We start from the raw sequence: 3,494 nt of genomic DNA, 5'->3' as shown, positions 1-3,494 counted from the left end.
TAACATTCTTAAACTAGTTTTCTTGCCAAGGAGTATTAATCTCAGCAAACCTTTGAATAGTTATTCTCCGGTGATTTTATTATTATATCTATTGACATCGTAAAGTTTTCCTAGTCTCTCTAAATCTTCTTCTTTTATTAAAGACATAATATTTTCTAATTCTTCCATATATCAATACATCATTATAAAATTAAAACTTTATAATCCTGATATCTATCTCAACCACTTTCAACACTTATGGGGAGTATGGACAGCTTTAATAAAATATTTTCCATGCTGTCATATTTTTCAAGTTCGTTCAACGCTTTGTATATTTGTTTTTCGTCAACTTTGATTTCAAAACTAAAAGCAAGATTTAATATCGTTAATGCTTTTCGTGGCGAAAATCAAGGCTTTTTAATAAGAAAATAAATACTTCAGTAAATCCGTTAGGAGAGTTTAGATCTAAAACCTTTAAAATATACTTTGCCGTATCTTGGGGGACACCAAACAAAGTATCAAAAAACTTTTGGGAACTGGCGTTCTGTAAAACTTTTCTTAATGCAACGGCATCAAGAGAAACCCTATTTAAAACATCTGGTAAAAATTCTTGAACTTAACCGCATCCATAAGTGTATTTAAAGCGGCGCCCCCATATAATTAGGAAACCTCAAATGGAGCACCATCAAATCTTATATTGTCTTCAGAACTAAACTCGTTCACCAGGAAACGATCGAGCTTATCTACCTTTGGATATAAAAACGCCAACTCAAATCCATTACCACAAAGGGCACGAAGCCGATAGATCGCATCATTAAAGTCTTGCCCCCCACCTAAATCTCCAATTATCTTAGAGTGTTGCGAATCGGATAAACTATTTTTGACACTTTTATTGGCACCATAAGCACTTTGAGCTATGTTTTTAATAAAAACGCTTCCAAAAAAATTTTTTTATCAAAATCAGTAAAATTTCTTTTTTCATCCATTAAAGTAATTTTTTTTATTCTTCATTTTAACAAATTGTTTAATAAAATTTTAAGCAGTATTTATCAATACTTCAAAAAATATTAAAACATTGCAGGATAAAAATTTACAATAATAATCTCTAATAAGTTGAAGTAAAAAATGACGCTTTTCGATTCTATAAATTGAGGAAAATATCTAAAAATTTCTTCAAATACTTTGTTTAAGCAGAAAAAAATACTTAAATAAAGAAAATTTAACTTTGCGGTAAGATTTTTCGCTTTCTAAAATCTGTTAAACCAGTAATATATTATTTATTTTATTCACTAACCTTATAATATATTAATGTCCTTATGTAATTTTCAAAAATATCTTATGTAATTTTCAAAAATATTTTTTTAATCTATCATGTTCCTGGGAGCGCTTGCAAAGGGGAATTTTCTGAAAGATCCTTGTTAGGATAATTTAAAATACATACTTCGTAAATTGTTCTTGGATCTGCTCTTTGAATTTCAAAAGCAAATCCTGAAGAATGTTGAATAATTTCACCTTTAAGCGGAACTCGTCCTAGAGTATAGCATAGCCAGCCTCCCAATGTGCTCACCTTATCTTTTTCTTCTGGAGTGAACAGCGTAAATACCTGAAGCTCTTCTTCAAAATCTTCTAAGCTTATTCTTCCTCTTAATACCCAAGGATTACGACTTACCACTGCCCCTTCTTCTTCTGAAGAAAGCGATAAATGCATACTGCTAAACTCTTTTAAGATATGCCCTTTTGTTACCATTCCCTGAATTCCTCCATACTCATCTACAATAAATAGCGCAAGACTGTGATATTCGTATAAAACCTTCATCATTTCTTGGATCGTCATAGAAGCTGGTGCAAAAGATGCGTGATTTAAGTGCCTGTACCACCTAATATCTTGAGTGCAAGATTCTTTTAGCGCAAGAACGCTGTGAATACTAATAACTCCACTAATGTTATCTAGGGTCTCTCGATATACGGGAAGCCATCGAAATCCGGTTTTTAAAAACGTTCGCGTAATTTCTTCAAAAGGAAGGCGATAAGAAACCGCTAAAATATCACTTCGAGGAATCATAATATCTTCCACAGGAAGAGAAAAAAAGCGTTCCATAGTTCCTTCTAACTTTTCACTACTCACAGTATTTTGAGAAGTAGTGAAATATTTTATGATGTATTGCCAAAAATTCATAAAGGTCTCCAATCATAACCCAAATGGGTACAAATATTTGCTTCTAAAGTTTCCATAACGTGGCGCTCTTTTTGCTCTACATGGTCATATTCCAAAAGATGAAGCGTTCCATGAACAAGCAATCGCGCCATATGAGCTTCTGGTAAAAAATTGTATTCTTTAATTTCTTGAGTGATGTAAGGAAAACCCAACAAAATACTTCCCAAGGGTAAAGGAACGTTTTTCGGGAAATTAATATTTTCTTCTACAGAAAGTAACGGAAAGGATAAAACGTTAGTAGGACCAGGTTCTGGACCGTAACACCGCGTGTAATACTCCATTTCTTCGTCAGAAATCAATAGAACCTCTAAGTAGACTTCTCTATACGCTTTATGCCCTGCTTTCAAAAGAACAGAGCTTACTATTTTTTTTACAAAACTCTGATCCAAAAAATCACAATAGCCAACAAGATCCTTTCTTGAATTAAGAGTCAAGTGCAGAACTGAATTTAAGTTTGCCAAAAAAATACCGATAAACAGTACCAAACCTTAGTCAGGCTACTGGAATTGGAAGCATTTTTCAAGAGCTTACATCCTTTTTTACGAAATACGCTCTAAACTTTTTAAGTAGAATTTTAAAAAATTTTCATGTGGGAGGAGCGTATATCAGGAGTAGTTTTTTAGTCAAGTTAAATCTAAAATATTTTGTCGCCTTTAATTCTTGAATTTTTTTAGCGTATTTTATTTTATTAAACGATTTGCGGTGGCGATTTTTCTGTAGTTTTTTGATTTCAATTTTCCCTTAATTGATACATCCTATAGCTAAAATATCATAAAAAAAATATGACAACCAATCTGGATAGAGTTATAATTATAATTATGTAATAAATTATATAATTAAAGTTATGACATATTCATTAGATTTTCGAAAAAAAGTATTAAAAATAAAAACATGACATGCTCTGTTCAATTTTGTAAAAAAGTACTTAAGTCTCAATCAGAAAGAGAAAGCTATAGTAAACTTTCCGAAAAATTTAAGATTTCAATACCAACACTCAGTAGATGGAAGAAAAAAATAAAGCCTAAGCTAAGAAGAAATAAACCACCAATTAAAGATAACGAAGCTTTGAAGAAAGATATCAAAGAATATCCTGATTCTTATAGCTACGAAAGAGCAAAAGGCTTGGAGTGAGCGCATCTGGGATAAAACATGCTAAGAAACGTATAGGAGTTATAGTAATTCCGGTTGAATTAGATATTTTGAAGAACCACGAAATGCGTCGAACAGAGCGTTGAAATTTAGTATATTGTCCACCTCTTCATATTAGCCCAGAATTTCTCTATTGGATTCAAATCAAGAA

Annotated in this window: 3 protein-coding genes; 1 reads left to right on the top strand and 2 read right to left on the bottom strand. The window is 31.8% G+C overall.

Annotation, left to right across the window (positions count from 1 at the left end):
- Positions 1-1,348: 1,348 nt before the first annotated feature.
- Positions 1,349-2,077 carry a transporter associated domain-containing protein gene (locus HE1_RS04680; protein WP_206537246.1) on the bottom strand — a complete coding sequence of 243 codons (729 nt, stop codon included), beginning with the start codon at positions 2,075-2,077 and terminating at the stop codon, positions 1,349-1,351.
- Positions 2,078-2,151: 74 nt separating this feature from the next.
- Complete coding sequence (gene ybeY / locus HE1_RS06590; protein WP_162531271.1) at positions 2,152-2,583, bottom strand: rRNA maturation RNase YbeY; 432 nt, start codon at positions 2,581-2,583, stop codon at positions 2,152-2,154.
- 502 nt (positions 2,584-3,085) lie between these two features.
- On the opposite strand from ybeY, the gene HE1_RS04670 reads away from it, so the two are divergent.
- On the top strand, positions 3,086-3,325 hold the full coding sequence (locus tag HE1_RS04670) for an IS630 transposase-related protein (protein WP_052567381.1): 240 nt from the start codon (positions 3,086-3,088) through the stop codon (positions 3,323-3,325).
- Positions 3,326-3,494 lie beyond the last annotated feature (169 nt).

The sequence above is a fragment of the Holospora elegans E1 genome (assembly GCF_000648275.1).
In the GTDB taxonomy this organism is placed as follows: domain Bacteria; phylum Pseudomonadota; class Alphaproteobacteria; order Holosporales; family Holosporaceae; genus Holospora; species Holospora undulata_A.
Note: the sequence above shows the minus strand (reverse complement) of the source record. Positions and strands in the feature narration are given on the sequence as shown.